16 protein-coding genes and 1 pseudogene are annotated in these 21,275 nt (G+C 60.4%); 8 read left to right on the top strand and 9 right to left on the bottom strand.

The window, feature by feature from the left end; genetic code table 11:
- Positions 1-32 precede the first annotated feature (32 nt).
- Together AB5I78_RS25230 and AB5I78_RS25225 are read right to left on the bottom strand one after the other, a co-directional pair.
- The gene (locus tag AB5I78_RS25230) at positions 33-458 is read right to left on the bottom strand and encodes a hypothetical protein (protein ID WP_369302510.1); all 426 of its coding nucleotides are present in this window, start codon (positions 456-458) and stop codon (positions 33-35) included.
- A gap of 6 nt (positions 459-464) precedes the next feature.
- Positions 465-833 carry a PilZ domain-containing protein gene (locus tag AB5I78_RS25225; protein WP_242200367.1) on the bottom strand — a complete coding sequence of 123 codons (369 nt, stop codon included), beginning with the start codon at positions 831-833 and terminating at the stop codon, positions 465-467.
- Positions 834-1,007: 174 nt separating this feature from the next.
- Between AB5I78_RS25225 and AB5I78_RS25220 the strand changes: the two genes are divergently transcribed.
- From AB5I78_RS25220 to yjiA, 3 genes are all read left to right on the top strand, one after another.
- Positions 1,008-3,074, top strand: coding sequence for a carbon starvation CstA family protein (locus AB5I78_RS25220; RefSeq protein WP_106579291.1), 2,067 nt, complete (start codon positions 1,008-1,010; stop codon positions 3,072-3,074).
- A gap of 15 nt (positions 3,075-3,089) precedes the next feature.
- On the top strand, positions 3,090-3,287 hold the full coding sequence (locus AB5I78_RS25215) for a YbdD/YjiX family protein (protein WP_003194308.1): 198 nt from the start codon (positions 3,090-3,092) through the stop codon (positions 3,285-3,287).
- A 156-nt stretch (positions 3,288-3,443) separates the two neighbouring features.
- Positions 3,444-4,403 carry a GTPase gene (gene yjiA, locus AB5I78_RS25210; RefSeq protein ID WP_369302473.1) on the top strand — a complete coding sequence of 320 codons (960 nt, stop codon included), beginning with the start codon at positions 3,444-3,446 and terminating at the stop codon, positions 4,401-4,403.
- Between the two features lie 185 nt (positions 4,404-4,588).
- Here the strand turns inward: yjiA and glyA are convergent, their stop codons facing one another.
- Together glyA and AB5I78_RS25200 are read right to left on the bottom strand one after the other, a co-directional pair.
- Positions 4,589-5,842 (bottom strand): serine hydroxymethyltransferase, encoded by a 1,254-nt coding sequence (gene glyA, locus AB5I78_RS25205; protein ID WP_145162219.1) that lies wholly within the window; start codon positions 5,840-5,842, stop codon positions 4,589-4,591.
- Positions 5,843-6,072: 230 nt separating this feature from the next.
- Positions 6,073-9,924, bottom strand: coding sequence for an EAL domain-containing protein (locus AB5I78_RS25200; RefSeq protein ID WP_369302474.1), 3,852 nt, complete (start codon positions 9,922-9,924; stop codon positions 6,073-6,075).
- A 284-nt stretch (positions 9,925-10,208) separates the two neighbouring features.
- Here AB5I78_RS25200 and ettA point away from each other — a divergent pair, with 284 nt between their 5' ends.
- The 3 genes from ettA (at position 10,209) to gdhA (ending at position 13,558) form a co-directional block, all read left to right on the top strand.
- Positions 10,209-11,873, top strand: a complete 1,665-nt coding sequence (gene ettA / locus AB5I78_RS25195; RefSeq protein ID WP_053137900.1) for an energy-dependent translational throttle protein EttA — start codon at positions 10,209-10,211, stop codon at positions 11,871-11,873.
- Between the two features lie 69 nt (positions 11,874-11,942).
- Positions 11,943-12,224 (top strand): hypothetical protein, encoded by a 282-nt coding sequence (locus tag AB5I78_RS25190; protein WP_369302475.1) that lies wholly within the window; start codon positions 11,943-11,945, stop codon positions 12,222-12,224.
- Positions 12,221-13,558 (top strand): NADP-specific glutamate dehydrogenase, encoded by a 1,338-nt coding sequence (gene gdhA, locus AB5I78_RS25185; RefSeq protein ID WP_369302476.1) that lies wholly within the window; start codon positions 12,221-12,223, stop codon positions 13,556-13,558. Before AB5I78_RS25190 ends, gdhA begins: the two co-directional genes overlap by 4 nt.
- Here gdhA and AB5I78_RS25180 read toward each other — a convergent pair.
- Both AB5I78_RS25180 and AB5I78_RS25175 read right to left on the bottom strand, forming a co-directional pair.
- A complete protein-coding gene (locus AB5I78_RS25180) occupies positions 13,555-14,043 on the bottom strand; it encodes a GreA/GreB family elongation factor (RefSeq protein WP_369302477.1) in 489 nt (162 codons plus the stop codon). The genes gdhA and AB5I78_RS25180 overlap by 4 nt on opposite strands.
- 70 nt (positions 14,044-14,113) lie before the next feature.
- Positions 14,114-14,470 carry a hypothetical protein gene (locus AB5I78_RS25175; RefSeq protein WP_242200372.1) on the bottom strand — a complete coding sequence of 119 codons (357 nt, stop codon included), beginning with the start codon at positions 14,468-14,470 and terminating at the stop codon, positions 14,114-14,116.
- Between the two features lie 109 nt (positions 14,471-14,579).
- Between AB5I78_RS25175 and AB5I78_RS25170 the strand changes: the two are divergent.
- Positions 14,580-14,675 (top strand): annotated as a pseudogene (locus AB5I78_RS25170) (DUF3077 domain-containing protein); the annotation flags it as partial.
- A gap of 175 nt (positions 14,676-14,850) precedes the next feature.
- On the opposite strand, the gene AB5I78_RS25165 reads toward AB5I78_RS25170, so the two are convergent.
- The 3 genes from AB5I78_RS25165 to AB5I78_RS25155 form a co-directional block, all read right to left on the bottom strand.
- Complete coding sequence (locus AB5I78_RS25165; protein WP_145162207.1) at positions 14,851-15,156, bottom strand: chorismate mutase; 306 nt, start codon at positions 15,154-15,156, stop codon at positions 14,851-14,853.
- A gap of 843 nt (positions 15,157-15,999) precedes the next feature.
- Positions 16,000-17,853, bottom strand: a complete 1,854-nt coding sequence (locus AB5I78_RS25160; RefSeq protein ID WP_369302478.1) for a DUF4105 domain-containing protein — start codon at positions 17,851-17,853, stop codon at positions 16,000-16,002.
- A gap of 90 nt (positions 17,854-17,943) precedes the next feature.
- Positions 17,944-18,432, bottom strand: coding sequence for a DUF3015 domain-containing protein (locus AB5I78_RS25155; protein ID WP_083356699.1), 489 nt, complete (start codon positions 18,430-18,432; stop codon positions 17,944-17,946).
- Positions 18,433-18,712: 280 nt separating this feature from the next.
- Between AB5I78_RS25155 and AB5I78_RS25150 the strand changes: the two genes are divergently transcribed.
- Positions 18,713-21,151, top strand: coding sequence for a Lon protease family protein (locus AB5I78_RS25150; protein ID WP_145162203.1), 2,439 nt, complete (start codon positions 18,713-18,715; stop codon positions 21,149-21,151).
- Positions 21,152-21,275: the final 124 nt, after the last annotated feature.

Genomic DNA, 21,275 nt, shown 5'->3' with positions numbered 1-21,275 from the left:
AGACCTGCATCCCTGATGACGTGCATTAATTGTTATTCGTTCAAATAGAGGGGGTCTACCCAATGGTAGCAATTGCGGTCCCTGCTATTAGCGGTTAGATGCAGTTTTGCGGTGTGCACAAAGCTATATTCACCAATGATCGGACGACGGCGATCAAAGGTGTCGCCCATCGCTTTTGAAACAAGACTACTGAGTTTTAATACTTTTTGGCTTCTGCCGCTGCACAATATTGAATTGAAATGAAGATTTGTAATCAGTAGACATGTCTCAGTGATACCGCAGCGTTCGCCGATGCCATTCACGGTGCACGACACAAAGGTAGCGCCTGCTTCGATGGATGCCAGTGTATTGGCCATTGCCAAACCTCTGTCATCATGGAAATGCACTTCTAAGTCAACGTTGGGTAATGCCTGTTTAATCAGCTGAACTGTGGATCGAACCTTGAAAGGCTCACAGATGGGTTTTCAAATCTCTAACAATGCGCCCAGCTCACGCTCCAGTTCTTCCTGATCGCCGAGGTTCAGTTCGATCAGCCGGCGTAAATGGCTGATCGAGTCCAGGTCGATGTGCTCGCACACAAACCCCAATTGCCCGTGATCGTCATGGGCCAGCTTCACCTGCATCTTTATATGCGCCTGCGGGTCAAGGCGGATGTCCACGTCGAACGACTCCGTGCGATTGCCCTGCCAGTCATCCGGGCGTTGCACCAGCAAACCTTTGAGCGACACGTCCACCAATTGCACCGGCCAATTCCAGCCGTTCTGCGCAATGGTGGTTCGTGCATCGAAGGCGATACGCCGAAAATGGCGTCGATCGGACGACTGTTCGTTCATGCTCAAATCCTCTGTGGATAGAAGGATTGTAGCCCTGCGCCATCATCTAGCTTTTATTTGTGCTTTTTTTGCCCGTGCAAGGCTCTAGACCAATGTAGGGGGGTGGTCTTTAAAGCCAACAGCGCTAAACTCGGATTCGCTGTCCTTTCTGTCCACCCTGGCTGGAATATAAAAATGAAAAATAATAATAGCCTGCTACGCCACCTACCCTGGCTGGTGCTGGCAATCGTAGGAGCGTGCGCCCTTGGCGTAGTGGCCTTGCGCCGCGGCGAGGCGATCAACGCCTTGTGGATTGTGGTCGCTGCTGTGGCCATCTACCTGGTTGCGTACCGTTACTACAGCCTGTTCATCGCTAACAACGTGATGCAACTCGATCCACGGCGGGCCACCCCCGCAGTGCTCAACAATGACGGTCTGGACTATGTGCCGACCAACAAACACATTCTTTTCGGTCACCACTTTGCGGCGATTGCCGGTGCAGGCCCGCTGGTCGGCCCGGTACTGGCGGCGCAAATGGGCTACCTGCCCGGCACCCTGTGGCTGATTGCCGGCGTGGTGCTGGCCGGTGCAGTGCAAGACTTCATGGTCCTGTTCCTGTCCACCCGTCGCAATGGCCGTTCCCTTGGCGACATGGTTCGCGAAGAGATGGGCCGCATCCCGGGGACCATCGCGCTGTTTGGCTGCTTCCTGATCATGATCATCATCCTCGCGGTGCTGGCGCTGATCGTGGTCAAGGCCCTGGCCGAGAGCCCATGGGGCATCTTCACCGTAATGGCGACCATCCCGATTGCGATGTTCATGGGCGTGTACATGCGCTACATCCGCCCGGGCCGCATTGGTGAAATCTCGGTGATCGGCGTGCTGTTGCTGCTCGGTTCGATCTGGCTGGGCGGGCAGATTGCCGCTGACCCGGTATGGGCCAAGGCGTTCTCCTTCACCGGGATCCAAATCACCTGGATGCTGATCGGCTACGGCTTCGTTGCCGCAGTACTGCCGGTGTGGCTGATCCTGGCGCCGCGTGACTACCTCTCCACCTTCCTCAAAATCGGCACCATCATTGCCCTGGCGATCGGCATTCTGGTCACCATGCCAGAGCTGAAAATGCCGGCGCTGACCCAGTTCATCGACGGCACCGGTCCGGTGTGGAAGGGCGGCCTGTTCCCGTTCCTGTTCATCACCATCGCCTGTGGCGCGGTTTCGGGGTTCCACGCGCTGATTTCCTCGGGCACCACGCCCAAGCTGCTGGATAACGAAGTCAACGCCCGGTACATCGGTTACGGCGCGATGCTGATGGAATCGTTCGTGGCCATCATGGCAATGGTTGCCGCGTCGGTGATCGAGCCTGGCGTGTACTTCGCCATGAACAGCCCGGCCGCCGTGGTCGGCGGTGATGTGATGGCCGTGGCACAAACCGTCAGCAGCTGGGGTTTTGCGATTACGCCGGAAGCGCTGCAAGCAGTGGCCCATGACATTGGCGAAACCACCATCCTGGCACGTGCCGGCGGTGCGCCGACCCTCGCGGTAGGTATCGCGCAGATCCTGCACAGTGTGTTGCCGGGTGAAAACACCATGGCGTTCTGGTACCACTTTGCGATCCTGTTCGAAGCGCTGTTCATCCTGACGGCAGTTGACGCCGGTACCCGTGCCGGTCGCTTCATGCTTCAGGACTTGCTCGGCTCCTTCGTGCCGTCGCTCAAGCGCACCGAATCCTGGACCGCCAACCTCATTGCAACCGCAGGTTGCGTGGCAATGTGGGGTTACCTGCTGTACCAAGGCGTGATCGACCCACTGGGCGGCATCAACACCTTGTGGCCGCTGTTCGGTATCTCCAACCAGATGCTGGCCGGGATCGCGCTGATGCTCGCCACGGTTGTGCTGATCAAAATGAAACGCCAGCGCTACATCTGGGTGACCATGCTGCCGGCGGTCTGGCTGCTGATCTGCACCACCACGGCGGGCTTCATCAAGTTGTTCGACGCGAACCCTGCGATTGGCTTCCTGTCGCTGGCCAAGAAGTACAGCGATGCCCTGGCTGGTGGCCAGATCCTGGCGCCGGCCAAGAACATCGACCAGATGCAACACGTGATCTGGAACGCCTACACCAACGCAACGCTCACGGCGCTGTTCCTGTTCGTGGTGTTCAGCATCCTGTTCTATGCGCTCAAGGTCGGCGTCGCCGCCTGGGGCAACAAAGAACGTACGGATAAAGAAGCCCCGTTCCAGGCGGTTCCGGACGCGTAATCGAGGATTGCAACCATGTTCAATGACATCAGTCGCCTCGGTAAATACCTCGGTCAGGCCGCGCGCCTGATGGTCGGCATGCCCGACTACGACACCTACGTCGAGCATATGCAAACCAAACACCCGGACAAACCGGTGATGGACTACAAGGCGTTCTTCCGGGAGCGCCAGGAAGCCCGTTACGGTGGCAAGGGTGGGCCCAAGTGCTGCTAGCCCGGTTCTCGGGTTTGCAGTGATCCTCTGTGGGAGCGGGCTTGCTCGCGAAGGCGGTCTGTCAGTTGATGCTGACTTCGACTGATACACCGCCTTCGCGAGCAAGCCCGCTCCCACATTTGTTTTGTGTTCCTTCAGTTATTAGGAGAACTGTCTTTGTCCTCTCCCATCCCCGTCACCATCCTCAGCGGCTTTCTCGGCGCCGGCAAAACCACCTTGCTGCGCCACCTGCTCAAGGCCGAGCACGGCTTGAAAATCGCCGTGATCGAAAACGAATTCAGTGACGCCGGTATCGACACCCAGCTGCTGGGCGCAGAACCGGTGCAGGTCATGACCCTGTCCAACGGGTGCGTGTGCTGCACCATCCACACCGACCTGACCAAAGCCCTGTACCTGCTGCTCGAGCGCCTGGACAGCGGCGAGATTGCCTTCGACCGCCTGGTGATCGAGTGCACCGGCCTGGCCGACCCGGCACCGGTGGCCCAGACCTTTTTCATCGACGAAGAACTGCGCGAGCGCTACCTCCTCGACGGCATCATCACCTTGGTGGACGCGGCCCACGCCGAACACCACCTGACCCAGACGATCGCCCAGGCCCAGATCGGTTTTGCCGACCGCCTGCTGGTGAGCAAGCGCGACCTGGTGGACGCAGCGACCTTCGACGCCCTCAGCCAGCGCCTGACCCGCATCAACCGGCGCGCGCTGATCCGTGTGGTCGACCACGGCGCCATCGACCTGGCGGAATTGCTCGATGTGCGCGGCTTCAACCTCAACGCCGGCATGAGCCTGCGCCCGGTCAGCGCGGCGCCGGCCATCGACCGCATTTCCAGCCTGGTGCTGCGCACCGACCAGCCGCTGGATATCGACCGCCTCAGCGAGTTCATGAACGAGCTGCTGGAAGACCACGGCAAGCAACTGCTGCGCTACAAGGGCGTACTGAACATTGACGGCGAAGACCGGCGCATGGTGTTCCAGGGCGTGCTCAAGCTTTACGGGTTCGATTGGGACACCGAATGGGCCGAGGGCGAGGCGCGCGAAAGTGTGATTGTGTTTATTGCTGATGAGTTACCGGAAGACAAAATCCGCGACGGCTTTGCCAAGGTCTACCAATCCTGACTTGAAACACGGTCCACTGTGGGCGCTGGCTTGCCTGCGATTGCGGTGGGTCAGGCAATGATGTGCCCGTTGACAGGCCGCTATCGCAGGCAAGCCAGCTCCCACAGGTGATTGCATTTCAAGTTGAAATTTGGCCATAAAAAAGCCCGGCGCTAAGGCCGGGCTTTTTATTCAAGCTATTGCAATCAAGCGCCGTACACCGGCAGCTTTTTGCAGATGGCCTTGACCTTCTCACGCACCGCGTCGATCACGGCTTCGTTGTTCAGGTCAGCCAGGATGTCGCAGATCCAGCCAGCCAGTTCTTTGCACTCTGCTTCCTTGAAGCCGCGCGTGGTCACAGCCGGGGTGCCGAAGCGCAGGCCGGAGGTGACGAACGGCGAACGTGGGTCGTTCGGCACGGAGTTTTTGTTCACGGTGATGAAGGCTTTGCCCAGGGCAGCGTCAGCATCTTTACCGGAAATGTCCTGCTTGATCAGCGACAGCAGGAACAGGTGGTTTTCAGTACCGCCGGACACCACGTCGTAGCCGCGTTCGATGAACACGCCGGCCATGGCCTTGGCGTTCTTGACCACTTGTTGCTGGTAAGTCTTGAACTCAGGCTGCAAGGCTTCTTTGAAGCAGATCGCTTTGGCGGCGATGACGTGCTCCAGCGGGCCACCTTGGGCGCCTGGGAATACGGCGGAGTTCAGCTTCTTCTCGATCTCGGCGTTGGCGCGCGCCAGGATCAGGCCGCCACGTGGGCCGCGCAGGGTTTTGTGCGTAGTGGTGGTGACCACGTCAGCGTAAGGCACCGGGTTCGGGTAGACGCCAGCGGCGACCAGACCGGCTACGTGAGCCATGTCAACGAACAGGTAGGCGCCGACTTTGTCAGCGATGGCGCGGAAACGTGGGAAGTCCAGAATCTGCGAGTAGGCAGAGAAACCGGCCACGATCATTTTAGGCTTGTGTTCAACCGCCAGACGCTCGACTTCGTCGTAGTCGATCAGGCCGTTGGCATCGATACCGTACTGAACGGCGTTGTACAGCTTGCCGGAGGAGGAAACGCTGGCGCCGTGGGTCAGGTGACCGCCGTGAGCCAGGCTCATGCCCAGGATGGTGTCGCCGCCTTGCAGCAGGGCCAGGTACACGGCGCTGTTGGCTTGGGAGCCGGCGTGCGGCTGGACGTTGGCGTAATCGGCGCCGAACAGTTCCTTGGCACGGTCAATGGCCAACTGCTCAACCACGTCGACGTACTCGCAACCACCGTAGTAGCGCTTGCCTGGGTAGCCTTCGGCGTACTTGTTGGTCAGAACCGAACCTTGAGCCTCCATGACCGCTGGGCTGGTGTAGTTTTCCGAAGCGATCAGCTCAATGTGCTCTTCCTGGCGCACGGCTTCTTGCTCCATGGCGGCAAAGAGATCGGCGTCGTACTTGGCAATAGTCAAATCACGGCTGAACATGGCGGTCCTCAAGGATCGGGGGCAGAAAAGGAGGGCATTCTAACCCAATGGGTTTTAGATGGCATATGAAAGGACATCATGTCGCGGACAAGTGGGGCTCATCTGGGGATAAGCGGTGACTGTGCTGGCCCTATCGGGGGCAAGCCCCCTCCCACACTTGAATGGGTTCACGGATCAAAATGTGGGAGCGGGCTTGCCCGCGATGAGGCCATCAGCCGCACCGCAAGATCTCAGTCGAACATGAACAGCGCGTCGTTACTGAACTGCGCCTCAAACCGATTCGCCGGCATCGGCCGCCCAAACAGATACCCCTGCACTTCATCGCAGCCATGCTCGCGCAGGAAGTCCAGCTGCTCATGGGTTTCCACACCCTCGGCGATTACCGCCAGGTTCAGGCTGTGGGCCATGGCGATAATGGCGCGGGCGATTTGCGCGTCTTGCTCGCCGGAGGGCAGGCCATCGACAAAAGTGCGGTCGATCTTCAACACGTCGATGGGGAATTGCTTGAGGTAGTTGAGCGACGAATAACCCGTGCCAAAGTCGTCGACCGCGATGCTCAGCCCGAGGTTTTTCAGGCTGGCGAGGATCTGCATCGCTTCGTTGACTTCGCGCATCAGGATACTTTCGGTCAGCTCCAGCTCCAGGCACGCCGGCGGCAGGCCGGTGTCCCTGAGAATGGCGGCGATGCGCTCGCCCAGTTGGCCATCGGAGAACTGCCGCGCCGAGATGTTCACCGAGACTTTCGGCACCCGCACCTTGTTCTGGTGCCAGGTCTTGAGCTGGCGACAGGCCTCGCTGAGCACCCAGTCGCCCACGTCCACCACCAGTCCCAACTCTTCCAGCACCGGAATGAAATCACCTGGCGGCACCAGCCCGCGACGTGGGTGGCGCCAGCGCAGCAGGGCTTCGGCGCCGGTCAAGCGTTTGCCATCGCCACTGAACTGCGGCTGGTAATACAGCACGAATTCGTTCTGATCCAGCGCGTGGCGCAGGTCGCTTTCCAGCTCCAGACGCTCCAGGGCGCTGGCGTTCATGTCCGCCTGATAGAACTGGAAGTTGTTTTTGCCGCGTTCCTTGGCGTGGTACATCGCGGTGTCGGCGTTCTTCATCAGCTGGCTCAGTTCGTTGCCGTCCTGCGGGCTCAAGGCGATACCGATACTGGCGGTCACAAAGAACTCGCGGCCTTCGAGCACAAACGGCCTCACCAGGCTGGCCAGGATCTGCTCGGCCACGTGAATCGCGCGGTTCAGCGCCATGTCGCGGCTCACCCGTGGTTGCAAGAGCAAGGTGAACTCGTCGCCGCCCATGCGCGCCACGGTGTCGTCTTCAGCCACGCAGCCCAGCAGGCGCGTGGCCATTTCCTTGAGCATGCGGTCGCCGGCGGCGTGGCCCAGGGAGTCGTTGATCGGCTTGAAACGGTCGAGGTCGAGGAACATCAACACCACCCACGACTTCTGCCGTTCCGCTGCCTGCAGGGCCGTGTGCAGGCGGTCCTGGAACAGCGTGCGGTTGGGCAGGTGGGTCAGGGCGTCGTAATACGCCAGGCGGTGGATGCGCTGCTCGCTGGCCTTGCGCTCGCTGATGTCACTGAAGAAGCACACGTAGCTGGCCAGGTCGCCTTCATCATCGAACACGGCGGTAATGCCCACCCACGCCGGGTAATGCTCGCCGTTGCGGCGCTTGAGCCACACTTCGCCTTCCCAGGTGCTGTGCTGGTGCAGTTGCTTGAGCACATAACGCAGGTGGGCTTCCTGTTGTTCGTCAACGGTGAGCATGTTCGGCAACTGGTCGAGCACATCCGCGACGGCATAGCCGCTGACCCGGCTGAAGGCCTCGTTGGCCTGCACGATATAACCGGCCGGGTCGGTGATCAGGATCGCTGAAGTGGAGTGTTCGAATACCGTGGCCGCCATGCGCAGGTCTTTTTCGGCGCGGCGTTGCTGGCTGATATCGCGGCCCACGCCGAGGATGCCTTCAAACGCGCCGTGTTCGTCCCACACCAGCACCAGGCGCAGCTCGATCGGCACCTTGCGGCCATCGGCGCGCAGGCAGTCGAACAGGAACAGCTGGGTTTGTACGTCATCGCGCAGCTTGTTCAGCGCCGCAGTGTCGCCCAGCGAGCGGCTGACCTGCTCCATCAGGCTGTAAATGCCGGACAGTTGTTGCGGGTTGGCGATGATCGACTGCCAGCCATTCTTGAACACCCAATCCACGTCATAACCCAGCACGGCATTGACCGATGGGCTGATGTAGTTGAGGGCCAACTGGCTGTCGGTGGAGCAAATCACGTCGCTGATGCTTTCAGCCAGCATGCGGTAGCGCTGCTCGCTGTCGCGCAGGGACTCGCTGGCTTCTATCTGATCGGTAATGTCTTTGGCCACGCCGATAATGCGCGTGACCACCGCCGTCTTGTCGCGGGCCAGGGCTTGCTCGCGGATATCGAAGCGGCGCCATTGGTTGTTGCGGTGCCGAAAGCGCAGTTGGCAATGTAGCTGCGTGGTGTAGCCGACTTCACGTTGTTGCTGGCGCAGGTCGTGGTAATACTGGGCATCGTCGGGGTGCAGCAGGATTTCCCAGAAGTACTCGCCCATTTGCGCCAGTTCGGCTCTGTTATAGCCAAGGGTGTGGCCCAAATGGTGGTTGCTGAAAATCATCCGCTGGCTGATCACGTCCTGCACATACAGGTGATCCGGCACGGTGCGCACCACGTCTGACCAGAAACGCTCACGCTCCACCAGCGACAGCTCGATCAGCTTGCGGCTGGTGATGTCACTGATACTGAGGATGACCGCCTTGAAGTCGTCCTGCTGCTCGGGCAGGCGCATCACTAGCCACAGGTACTGGTCGTTGCCGGCGAGGTCGTTGAGCTGAATTTCCAGCTCCAGCTGTTTTTGCTGGGTCAGTACGGCTTCCAGAACCTGATAGCCGATGGCCGTGGCGTTGCGCGGGCAGTCATCGATCAGACGCTCCCAGGCTTGCTCGCAAGAACTGACGTTCAACAGGCGCACAGCCACCTGGTTGACCTCGGTGACGCGTAACTCCTTGAGCAGTTGCTGGCGTTCTTGGACGTGGGTGTGCAGCCAGGCCTGTGATTGCTCGCGGGTGCGCATGTTGGTTTTGTCGAAAAAGGCCTTCAACCCCGACAGATCGAGCACACAAAGCGCCACGCCGGTGCCTTCGAAAATATCCTGATAGCGGCGCCGGCCCTCATGCACCTGGCGCTGGCGACGACGCATGTTCAGCAGCACGATCACCGGGATCAGCGAAAAGGCCAGGCCCAGCAGGCATTTGCCGATGAAGGCCGGCAGCAGTTGCTCCAGCACGGCGCTGCGGTCGAACAGCCCGCGCAACTGCCAGTCACTTTTGCTCAGTGGCGTGACCAGTACGCTTTTGTTCAATTCGTCCGGGGTCAGCGCAGAGGCCCATTGCGCCGGCATGCCGCTGTCACGGCTGACCACGCGGTGGTTGAGGCGGTTCTCGATGGCCCACATCGGGCGCTGGCCCTGGCCGTCCTGGCGGGTCAGGTTGACCAGGTAGTTGGGCGCCAGGCGCAGCGCCCAATACATCCGCGAGCCGCCGCTGGGCTGGTGCAGCAATAAATAGATGATCGTGCCGTCGGGATTATTGCTCAGGTAATAAGGTTGCGAGTGACTGCGCTGTACCAGCTCTTCAAGCCAGGCGCTGTCCTGGCTGTCTTTGGCGCTGTCGCTGATCATCGCGCCGCTGGGGGCGAGCAGGGCGACACTGCGCAGTTCCGGCAGCGAACGTTGCAAGGTGCGCACCAGCGCCTGTTGCTGTTCGTCATTGCGCGGCGGCTCGACCATCGGCAGCAAATTCAGGGCGATTTTGGCGCTCAGGGCCATGTTCAAGCTGATCTGTTCAGCCAGGTCGGCGCTGTAGTCGATGGTGTATTGCTGTTGGTTTTTCTGGTTTTGCTGCAGTTGGTCCAGCAGTTGCCAGAACAATAACGCGAGCAGCAGCAGGACAAGCGTCGCCAATGCGCCTTTGAGGGTGCCGTGCAGGGGCGCTCCCGGCGCTATATGAGCGGCGCGCAGGGGAGTGGGCGGCGTGACTTTGGACAAGCTGTGATCCTGCGGTTTGGCTAGACTGGCGCGCGACGTGCACTATAAGCCGGACGCCCGGAGGGCGGCTAGCATGCCTTGACTTGTGGCAAAGTGCCAGCCCTGCCTGGCTGGACTGACCAAGCGCATTCAGGTAGCTTTGCCGGTTACGCGGGGGCGTTCCAGCCCCAGACATTCAGGCTTTTTGCGCACGAAGGCATTGACCACCGTCAACGGCCCGCGCGGCGCATGGCCTGCACGGGCTTCGCCCGCTCAATTCATCAGTCACTGACGCTAGGTTCACCATGGCTCAATACGTCTTCACCATGCATCGGCTGGGAAAAGTTGTTCCGCCGAAGCGGGAAATCCTGAAAAACATTTCGCTGTCCTTCTTCCCTGGCGCCAAGATCGGCGTGCTTGGCCTTAACGGTTCGGGTAAGTCCACGCTGCTGAAAATCATGGCCGGTGTCGACACCGAGTTCGAAGGCGAAGCCCGCCCGATGCCCGAGCTGAACATCGGCTACCTGCCGCAAGAGCCGATCCTGGACCCGACCAAGACCGTGCGCGAAGTGGTCGAAGAGGCCGTGAGCGTGATCAAGGACGCCCAGGCGCGTCTGGATGAGGTCTACGCCGCCTACGCCGAACCGGATGCCGACTTCGACAAACTGGCCGCCGAACAGGCCAAGCTCGAAGCCATCCTGCAGGCCGGCGACGGTCACAACCTGGAGCGCCAGCTGGAAGTCGCCGCCGATGCGCTGCGCCTGCCGGCGTGGGACGCCAAGGTCGAATTCCTCTCCGGTGGTGAAAAGCGTCGCGTGGCCCTGTGCCGCCTGCTGCTGTCGGCCCCCGACATGCTGTTGCTCGACGAACCGACCAACCACTTGGACGCCGATTCCGTCGCCTGGCTGGAACACTTCCTTCACGATTTCCCGGGCACCGTGGTTGCGATCACGCACGACCGGTACTTCCTGGACAACGTCGCCGGCTGGATTCTGGAACTCGACCGTGGCGCCGGTATCCCTTACGAGGGCAACTACTCCGGTTGGCTGGAAGCCAAGTCCGACCGTCTGGCCGCCGAATCCAAGCAGCAATCGGCCCACGAAAAAGCCATGAAGGAAGAACTGGAGTGGGTGCGCAAAGGCGCCAAGGCCCGCCAGTCCAAATCCAAGGCTCGTCTGCAACGCTTTGAAGAAATGCAGTCGCAGGAATTCCAGAAGCGCAGCGAAACCAACGAGATCTACATCCCGGCCGGCCCGCGCCTGGGTGACAAGGTCATCGAGTTCAAGAACGTCACCAAAGGCTATGGCGACCGCGTGCTGATCGACAACCTGTCGTTCTCCATGCCAAAAGGCGCGATCGTCGGCGTTATCGGCGGTAACGGTGCGGGTAAATCCACCCTGTTCCGCATGCTGATGGGCAAGGAAACCCCGGATTCGGGCACTATCGAAGTCGGCGAAACCGTGCAGCTGGCCTGTGTCGACCAGAGCCGCGAAGACCTGGATGGCAGCAAGACTGTGTTCCAGCAAATCTCCGACGGTTCCGACCAGATCCGCATCGGCAACTATGAAATCCCGTCGCGCACCTACGTCGGCCGTTTCAACTTCAAGGGCGGCGACCAGCAGAAGTTCGTCAAGGACCTGTCCGGTGGTGAGCGCGGCCGCTTGCACCTGGCCCTGACCTTGAAAGAAGGCGGCAACGTGTTGCTGCTCGACGAACCGTCAAACGACCTCGACGTTGAAACCCTGCGTTCGCTGGAAGAAGCCCTGCTGGACTTCCCGGGCGCCGCCATTGTGATCTCTCACGATCGGTGGTTCCTTGACCGCGTCGCGACCCACATCCTGGCGTACGAAGACGACTCCCAAGCGGTGTTCTTCGAAGGTAACTACACCGAGTACGAAGCGGACCGTAAAAAGCGCTTGGGCGAAGCTGCTGCCCAGCCGCACCGCGTGCGCCACAAAAAACTGGCCTGATTTGGGCTGGTTGGAAAAAACGGAGCCTTCGGGCTCCGTTTTTTTTTGCGTGTGATTCAGGTGCACGAGGTGGATTTATCGCAGGCAAGCCAGCTCCCACCTTTGACCGCATTTCAAATTGGAAACCCGATCAAATGTGGGAACTGGCTTGCCTGCGAAAGCGGTTTAACTGCTGGTGCATTCTCTGATTTGAAATCCCTTTTCTGGTGCAAAAAAGCCCAGTTATTTATATCCAATGCACCATTTAAATTCACAAAGGCGACATTTTGCGCTTTTCAGGTGCAACATGAATTGCTAAGGTCCGGCTCAATCTCCTTTAAAAACAATCAATTTGCCGAGACTTCTTCATGATCGAATCCGTTGAGTCCTTCCTCGCCCGCCTCAAGAAACGCGACCCCGACCAGCCAGAATTCCACCAAGCCGTAGAAGAAGTCCTGCGCAGCTTGTGGCCGTTTCTCGAAGCCAACCCCCACTACCTGACCTCGGGCATTCTGGAGCGCATCTGCGAGCCGGAACGCGCGATCACCTTCCGGGTGTCGTGGGTGGATGATCACGGCAAGGTCCAGGTCAATCGCGGCTTTCGTATCCAGATGAACAGCGCCATCGGCCCCTACAAAGGCGGCTTGCGCTTTCACCCCTCGGTGAACCTGGGCGTACTGAAATTCCTCGCCTTCGAGCAGACGTTCAAAAACTCCCTGACCTCGCTGCCCATGGGCGGCGGCAAAGGCGGTTCGGACTTTGACCCCAAGGGCAAGAGCGACGCCGAAGTGATGCGTTTCTGCCAGGCGTTCATGAGCGAGCTGTACCGCCACATCGGCGCCGACGTGGATGTGCCGGCCGGCGATATCGGCGTGGGCGCGCGCGAAATCGGCTTCCTGTTTGGCCAGTACAAACGCCTCAGCAACCAGTTCACCTCGGTGCTGACCGGCAAAGGTATGACGTACGGCGGCAGCCTGATCCGCCCCGAGGCTACCGGCTTTGGCTGCGTGTATTTCGCCGAAGCAATGCTCAAGCGCGACGGTCAGCGGGTTGAAGGCAAGCGCGTGGCGATCTCTGGTTCCGGCAACGTCGCGCAGTACGCGGCGCGCAAGGTTATGGACCTGGGCGGCAAGGTGATTTCTTTGTCTGACTCCGAAGGCACCCTGTACGCCGAAAGCGGGTTGACCGAGGCGCAATGGTCGGCCCTGCTGGAGCTGAAAAACGTGCAGCGCGGGCGCATCAGCGAACTGGCTACCCGTTACGGACTGGAATTTCGCGCCGGTAAAACGCCCTGGGAACTGGCCTGCGACATTGCCCTGCCATGCGCGACCCAAAACGAACTCGACGCCGACGCGGCGCGCACCCTATTGCGCAACGGCTGCCTGTGCGTCGCAGAAGGTGCCAACATGCCGACCACGCTTGCGGCTGTGGATATCTTTATCGAAGCCGGCATTCTGTTCGCCCCGGGCAAAGCCTCCAACGCCGGCGGTGTGGCCGTCAGCGGCCTGGAAATGTCGCAGAACGCCATGCGCCTGCTGTGGACCGCAGGCGAGGTCGACAGCAAGTTGCACAACATCATGCAGTCGATCCACCACGCCTGCGTGCACTACGGCGAAGAAAACGGCCGGGTCAACTACGTGAAAGGTGCAAATATCGCAGGCTTCGTAAAAGTCGCTGACGCGATGCTGGCCCAAGGCATCGTCTAAACCTCGGGCTCGACGCGCAGCACTTCGATCACTTGATCACCGACGGGGCGCTTCCACAGCACCTCGTCGCCCACCTCGGCGCCCAATAATGCGCGGCCCAGAGGCGAACCCCAGTTGATCAGATTGGCGGCGGCGTCGGCCTGGTCTTCACCCACCAACTGAATGCGCTGGTGTTCGTCCTGTTCGTTGGCAAAGGTGACCCAGCTGCCGATCTGCACCTTGTGGGTGGACGTCGCCGGCGCCACCACTTGGGCGCTTTGCACCCGCTGGTTGAAGTAGCGCAGGTCCCGCTCAAGATCTGCCTGGCGCTGTTTGTCGTCCTTGGCAGACTCGAGGCTGTATTCGTGCTGCAACTGCGCGACCTTGGCCTGCAATTGCGCCAACCCTTGCGCGGTGAGGTGGTTGGGTTGCTCACTGACCTGGCGCTCTACCGGTTGGTCGGCCTGGGCGGCAGCGTTGTCTTCGTTAACAAAAGCTCGGCTCATGACAATCTCCTTCAATGGAGTTTGGGCCATGTTCGCCGCGCTTTAGTTTCGATGGATGTCTGAAAGCGACCTACTGCGCGCGATAAGCCTTGGCGGCGTCACGGTCTTTTTCCTGCTGCCAGTCCCGTTCGCGGTCATCCCAGTGGTTGTCCTTGTAGTCGCGCAACTCTTCGTTCTCGCGCATGGCCTTGCACTGGCGAAAGCCGTCTTCCCAGCCTTCGGCGTACTGGCGGTCTTTCAGATACCGCGGCACGTTCTTGCGAAACTCCCCGCTGATCACACCGGCGGCCTGGCGACCGCTGCTGCAACCGTCATCAAAGCCATCGGCAAAGGCCGGTGGATAACCTTTGGCCAGCAAATCCTGGTGGGTTGATTGGCAACCTGACAACCACACTACCGCGCACAGCATTACCGCAGACCGCCACATGGCGTACTCCCTGACCGTTTCACGGCTGATAGGGTGAGTCTAGTCAGGGATTTGTCGGGCCGGTGTGAAAGAGAGGTGAGAAAGGTGTTGGGTTAAAGGGCCATTACGACGCGGCGAACAATATGCCTGGACCGCGCATTAGCTGCGCGAGATGGGCAAAGCCGTCGTGGACGACCTGACCCAAGCGATAACACCCGCCACCTAAAGCCTGACACCGCCACAGGTGCTGAACCGGCCTATGTGGCGAGCAGGCTTGTCCTGCGTTGGGCTGCGCAGCCGCCCTAATAAACAGGAACGCGGCGTATCTGATACTCCCCGACCACAGACTTGGGGCTGCTGCGCAGCCCAACGCGGGGCAAGCCCGCTCGCCACAGAGGAGGTTATGTCGCTTGGTTGGTCGTCAGCGCGGCATGCTCGGCCAATTCTTGCTGGATAAACGCCGCAATCATCGCGCGATACACCTGCTCAGTGACCTCGGGGTTGGCACCCACCGCCTCGGATAAACCCCGCACCTTGGCGATTACCTGTTCAACCCGCTGCGGCGCCTTGACGCCATCGGCGTCTTTTTTGAAGCGCGCTGCCTGGGAGACGTAATGGCCGCGCTCGGCCAGCAGCGTGACGATGTGTTGGTCGAGGCGGTCGATGTTTGCGCGGACTTCTTCGAGGGTGGTGCAGTTAACGGCCATGTTGATGAAACTCCTGATGGGATGGGCAATGCGATGTGCCTGAATGTACGCGAGCCAAATGTGGGAGCGGGCTTGCTCGCGAATGCGGTGGGTCAGTCAATACATCATTGCCTGAGCGAGCGCTATCGCGGGCAAGCCCGCTCCCACATTTGAACTGCGGCGGGCAAGGGATTCAGGTCTGGCACAAAGCCCGTATGGGAGCTGGCTTGCCTGCGATGGCGGTGGGGCGGTCAGTCTGGTTGTTACTGATACACCGCTTTCGCGGGCAAGCCCGCTCCCACATTTGAGCTGCGGCGGGCAAGGGATTCAGGTCAGGCACAAAAACAGTGTGGGAGCTGGCTTGCCTGCGATGGCGGTGGGGCAGTCAGTATGGTTGTTACTGATACACCGCTTTCGCGGGCAAGCCCGCTCCCACATTTGAACTGCGGCGTGCGCAGAATTCAGGCGGGGCACAAAACCAGTGTGAGAGCTGGCTTGCCTGCGATGGCGGTGGGGCGGTCAGTCTGGTTGTTACTGATACACCGCCATCGCGGGCAAGCCCGCTCGCACATTTGAGCTGCGGCGTGCGCAGAATTCAGGCAGGGCACAAAACCAGTGTGGGAGCTGGCTTGCCTGCGATGGCGGTGGGGCAGTCAGTATGGTTGTTACTGATACACCGCTTTCGCGGGCAAGCCCGCTCCCACATTTTAACTGCGGCGGGCAAGGGATTCAGGTCTGGCACAAAGCCCGTGTGGGAGCTGGCTTGCCTGCGATGGCGGTGGGGCAGTCAGGCTGGTTGTTACTGATACACCGCTTTCGCGGGCAAGCCCGCTTCCACATCAGGTCTTCGCCCGGTCTCACAGGTCAGTAGTGATACCACTTCACTTCGAGCAGCACTTCATTCACTGGCGTGGACAGGTGGCTGTACTCGCGCTGGGCGCTCAGGCGCAGGCCCAGGTTGCGCGACAATTCCCACTGCTGGTTCAGGCTGACACTGCGCCGCACTTCGCCATTGGTGAAGAAATCCCCTTTGGCTTCCAGGCTCAAATTGCCCAGCGGGTTTTTCCACAGCACGCCGGTGTTGAACCCGGCAGCCGGGGAGATGGCTTCGCTGAAGTCGTTGTTGTGTTCCACGCGCACGGTGCCGAGGGCGAAGCCGAGCATGTCGTCGGTGAGTTGCCAGGTGCCGCCGGCGCCGCCGTTGACGTGGGCCACGAGGGTCTCGTCGTCGTGTTTGCCTGGCACGCGCTCCAGGCCGCCAGTCACTTGCCATGACCACGGCTGCAACAGGGCGTTGCGTGGGGTCAGGGAGCGGATGGTGGCCAGGTCCAGTTGCTGCAGTTGCCAGTGGTTGCCTTCGTACTGGCGCAGTTTCATCTGCAGGATTTCAATCTGCGCGCCCAACGGGAAGCCTTCGGCGTTGTCGTTGAGGTCGTGGTAGGCCATGCGCAGGCCGTATTCGCCGAAGGTCTTGCTGCCACGGGTGCCGATGCCGGCCTGCCAGGTGCGCGACTCATGGCCGTCTTCCGGCAGGCCGGGGCGCTCGACGTTCAGGTCTGGCGCCGGGTTCTGGTTGATCGCGCGCAGCAGTTCGAAGCTGCGTTGCGAGCGTTCGGTGTCGCGCTCAAGACCATTGGCGCGGTAGCGACCCAGGCGATAGGCGGCGTCGATGATCAGCGCCTGGCGGTCGCGGGGCAGCGCCTTGAAGGCGGGCTCCTGCAGTTGCTTCTGGTCGTCGCTGATGTTCAGTACCCATTGCTGCTCATTACTGTCCAGCGGCTTGGCACGTTCGAGCAGTTCGCGTTCACGGGACGGGCGATAGTCGATCTTCTCCACCAGGCCAGCCTCTTTCACCGCCTTGACGGTGTCGGTGGGGATCGCCGTCAGCGGGAATTGCTCGGTCAGGCGCAGGCTTGGGCGCGCCACTTGCAGCAGCTCCAGCAGGCGATACGAGCAGTTTTCGTCGAAAAAGAAGTAGTCGAACTGGATCTGCTTGAGCTCCCACACGTGCCGGACCATGCGTTCGGTCTCGACCTGGGTGAGGTTCAGGCCGTATTCCCACAGGTCGCGGTTCTCGAGGCTACGGTACTCCGAGAGTTTTTCCTGGTAGGGCACCAACGCAAACAGGCCCGGATAGCCGCCCATCAGGCCTTTCCAGGCGTAGAGAATGCTGTTGTCGGAGCCTTCGATGTAGGCACCGAAATTGATCGCGTAGCTGAGCAGGGCGGTCTTGTCTCTTTGCACGTCAGCCTGGTCGATGCGCAGCAACGTGTGGCCGAACATCGACGACGGGCTGTTGAGGTAGGCCGCCGGGAAGATCATCACCGCGCTGTGGGGCGCGACGTCCTTGAACCACTGAGTGAATTCTTTGCACTCCAGGGTGGGCAAGTCGGTCAGCTGCAACTGTTCCTTGAGCCAGCGCGTACGTGCGGGGTAAACACATTGGGCGTGTTTTTCGCCGAGGCTGGCCGGGGCGTACAGCGCCTCTACGGTCGCCTTGAGTTCCTGGTCCGGGTGGTGCGCGCCATCAGGGGCGAGGAAGAATTTCTTGTCGCTGACATAGCTGCGCCAGCCCTTGAGCTTGCCGGCTTCGTAATGGCCCAGAGACAGCCAGAACGGATCGTTGGCCAATTGCTGCAAACGTTGATCATCAATATGCGGGGCCGCATACAGCGGGGCGCAGGCGAAGAGTGCCAACCAGGCAAAGCGTTTGAGCATAGGGGCAACTTAAGTCGGAAATAGTGAGACCCAAAGGGGAGGCGGGTCCAAAGTAAAACCCGCGCCTCGAAAGGCGCGGGCGGGTCGAGCTTAAGCCTGGGTAGCGTATTTTGCCAGGCGGGCATCGCTTTTCAGTACAGCCAGGGTGTTGTTGTGCACGTCATCGGCGGTCACGTCAGCTTTGCTGAAGATCTGCTGGAAGTGCTCGTGGGTCACGGCCGCGAAGTGATCGCGATCTTCCGGTGCAACGCCCAGTACCACCGCGTAGGTGGTCAGCGCTTCGCCGTTGCCCTTGGCCATGTCTTCAGACAGCTCGTTCATCATGCCATTCATGGCAATCCAGGACTTGCCGCCGTAGGTCAGGGCGCTGTTGGTGCTGCAACCGTTGGTGCCCGAGGTCATGCCGAAAGTGGCGTTACCCGAGGTGCCGTTGGTGGTGGAAGCGAGGAAGTGAGCTGGAGTACCGCGCTGGCCTTCAAACAACATGTTGCCCCAACCGCAGTTCGGGCCACCTGGTGCTTCTGCCATTGCATTGAGGGAGACGACGGTGAAGAGAGTACCAAGAAGGATCCGTTTCATAGCTTTGTTCTCTTTGTGTGCAAACCAATGGACAAGGGTTCAGGCGCGTTGCAGCGCCCTAGGGGCCAGTTATTAGTCCAACCCGCGCAGTTTGGAGTTTAGGCACGTTCCTGGGGTTCCGTTATTTTTTATAAAACAATCGAAGTGATTGCGCACGGTTGTCGCGATTTTTTTGTAGGACGCCTCCCGTGTCTACGCTTTCCCACAGGCGCGCCTTGCCAGAGCGCGCAACCGAGAGCCAGAATGCCGTCATCTGCCCCGCCTGATGTAAGGAAGCCCGATGCCTGATCCTGTTGCTGCCAGCTTGCGTCTAGCGCCTGAAGCGCTGACTCGCCCTTTCTCCGCTGAACAGTTCAGCTTCTCGACCACCAATGATTTGGAGCCCTTTCGCGGTGTGCTTGGCCAGGAACGCGCAGTTGAAGCGTTGCAGTTCGGTGTGGCGATGCCACGCCCCGGTTACAACGTGTTTGTCATGGGCGAGCCTGGTACCGGCCGCTTTTCGTTCGTCAAACGCTACCTGAAAGCCGAAGGCAAACGCCTGCAGACCCCGTCGGACTGGGTCTACGTCAATAATTTCGATGAGCCACGTGAGCCACGCGCCCTGGAATTGCCGGGCGGCGGCGCAGCAGCGTTCATCGCCGATATCAACGCTCTGGTCGACAACCTGGTCGCCACTTTCCCGGCGGTGTTCGAACACCCGACTTATCAACAGCGCAAAAGCGCCATCGACCGCGCCTTCAACCAGCGCTACGACAAGGCCCTGGACGTGATCGAGCGTCTGGCCCTGGAAAAGGACGTGGCGCTGTATCGCGACAGCACCAACATCGCGTTCACGCCGATGCTTGATGGCAAGGCGCTGGACGAGGCCGAGTTTTCGCAGCTGCCGGAAGCTGATCGTGAGCGCTTCCACACTGATATTTCCGAGCTGGAAGAGCGCCTCAACGAAGAGTTGGCCAGCCTGCCGCAGTGGAAGCGTGAGTCCAACAACCAACTGCGCCAATTCAACGAAGAAACCATCACCCTGGCCCTGCAGCCTTTGCTGGCGCCGCTGTCGGAAAAGTACGCAGAAAACGCAGCGGTGTGCGGCTACTTGCAAGCCATGCAGGTGTACCTGCTCAAAACCGTGGTCGAGCAACTGGTGGATGATGCCAAGACCGACGCCCAGGCCCGCAAGCTGCTCGAAGAGCAATACTGCCCCAGCCTGGTGGTGGGCCACCCGGTCAACGGCGGCGCGCCGGTGGTGTTTGAGCCGCACCCGACTTACGACAACCTGTTTGGCCGGATCGAATACAGCACCGACCAAGGCGCGCTCTACACCACGTATCGCCAGTTGCGCCCCGGTGCGTTGCACCGTGCCAATGGCGGTTTCCTGATTCTGGAAGCCGAAAAAATGCTCGGCGAGCCGTTTGTATGGGACGCGCTCAAGCGCTCCCTGCAGTCGCGCAAGCTGAAGATGGAATCGCCGCTGGGCGAGCTGGGCCGTCTGGCCACGGTGACCCTCAACCCGCAGATGATTCCGTTGCAGGTCAAGGTCATCATCATCGGTTCGCGCCAGCTGTACTACGCGCTGCAGGACGCCGATCCGGACTTCCAGGAGATGTTCCGCGTCCTGGTGGATTTCGACGAAGACATCCCGATGGTCGACGAAAGCCTGGAGCAGTTTGCCCAGTTGCTTAAAACCCGCACCTCGGAAGAAGGCATGGCACCGTTGACGTCGGACGCGGTGGCGCGGCTGGCGACTTACAGCGCACGCCTGGCTGAGCATCAGGGGCGGTTGTCGGCGCGCATTGGCGACTTGTTCCAGCTGGTCAGTGAGGCGGATTTCATTCGCCACCTGGCGGGCGACGAGATGACCGACGCCGGGCATATCGAGCGCGCGCTCAAGGCCAAGGCCACGCGCACTGGCCGTGTGTCGGCACGCATTCTCGACGACATGCTTGCCGGGGTGATCCTGATCGACACCGCCGGTGCGGCAGTCGGCAAGTGCAACGGGCTGACGGTGCTGGAGGTCGGCGATTCGGCGTTCGGCGTGCCGGCGCGGATTTCCGCCACGGTGTACCCGGGCGGCAGCGGCATCGTCGACATCGAGCGCGAAGTTAACCTCGGCCAGCCGATTCACTCCAAGGGCGTGATGATTCTCACCGGTTACCTGGGCAGCCGTTATGCCCAGGAATTCCCGCTGGCGATCTCGGCGAGTATCGCGCTGGAGCAGTCCTACGGTTATGTGGATGGCGACAGTGCTTCGTTGGGCGAGGCGTGCACCTTGATTTCGGCGCTGTCGAAGACGCCGCTCAAGCAGTGCTTTGCCATCACCGGCTCGATCAACCAGTTTGGTGAAGTGCAGGCGGTGGGCGGGGTCAACGAGAAAATCGAAGGCTTCTTCCGCCTCTGCGAAGCACGCGGGCTGACCGGTGAGCAGGGCGCGATCATCCCGCAGGCCAACGTCGCCACGCTGATGCTTGACGAGAAGGTGCTGCAGGCCGTGCGCGCCGGGCAGTTCCATATCTATGCCGTGCGTCAGGCGGACGAGGCGCTGAGCTTGTTGGTCGGTGAGCCCGCCGGTGAGCCGGACGAGGAGGGCCAATTCCCTGAAGGCACCGTGAATGCGCGCGTGGTAGAGCGTTTGCGCGCGATTGCCGAGATGATCAGCGAAGACGACTTGAAGGAAGCGGAAAAGGAGCTGGCACAGCAGGCGTTGGCGGAAGCCAAGCCGACCTGATGGTGCGTAGCGAGCGGGCTTGCCCCGCGTTGGGTGGCGAAGCCGCCCCAAACCAGCCAGTCCAATCTGCCTGACAGATTGCAGTGGGCTTATTGGGGCTGCTTCGCCACCCAACGCGGGGCAA

The organism is Pseudomonas sp. N2-3-1-14, assembly GCF_041228395.1.
In the GTDB taxonomy this organism is placed as follows: Bacteria; Pseudomonadota; Gammaproteobacteria; order Pseudomonadales; family Pseudomonadaceae; genus Aquipseudomonas.
The sequence above is the reverse complement of the archived record's forward strand: the minus strand, read 5'-3'. Positions and strand labels throughout refer to the sequence as shown.